The sequence below is a fragment of the Agrobacterium genomosp. 2 str. CFBP 5494 genome, from assembly GCF_900013495.1.
In the GTDB taxonomy this organism is placed as follows: Bacteria; Pseudomonadota; Alphaproteobacteria; order Rhizobiales; family Rhizobiaceae; genus Agrobacterium; species Agrobacterium pusense.
This window is the reverse complement of sequence record NZ_LT009719.1, coordinates 1-640: the sequence shown is the minus strand read 5'-3', so window position 1 is coordinate 640 and position 640 is coordinate 1. Positions and strand designations below refer to the sequence as shown.

Below are 640 nucleotides of genomic sequence, written 5' to 3'. Positions count from 1 at the left end.
CCGGCATGGAATCCTCGATCGAGGTCGTCAAGCAGATCAAGAACAAGCTGGTGGCCGCCCGCGAAGCAGGCGTCGACCGGACCAAGATCCAGGAAGAAATCTCCCAGCTGCAGGACCAGCTGAAGTCCATCTCCAGCTCCTCCTCCTTCTCCGGTGAGAACTGGCTGCAGGCCAAGATCAGCGATGGCACGGGCAACCTCTCCGACATCACCAAGGCGGTCGTCGGCTCCTTCATCCGCGATAACAGCGGCAACGTTTCCGTCAAGACCATCAATGTCGCATTGAGCAACGAGACGGTTCTGTTCGACACCTCGTCCGGCGCGGCAAAAGACAAGCAGGGTATTCTCGATGCCTACGCCGTCTATTCCTCGACGGGTTCATACAAGAACTTCGAAATCACGACAGGCGTCGGCGCCGCAAAGGCCACCACGGTTAAGGCAGCCGTCGTCTTCACCGAAGCACAGCTTAAGGGCCTGACCCCTGCCGCGGCTGCAACCCCGGTCACTGCGATTGCGGATGCGACTACCGGCTTGGTCGTTGTCGCCAACGCTTCGACCGCAGAGAACGGCGCATACCTGAAAATCGGTGACGATCAGTATGTCAAGGTCATGGGCGACGGCACCGCAGCGACTGCCTCGAC

Annotated in this window: 1 pseudogene; it reads left to right on the top strand. The window is 59.7% G+C overall.

The features are described 5' to 3' along the window. Positions 1–640 (top strand): annotated as a pseudogene (locus AGR2A_RS14860) (flagellin); the annotation flags it as partial.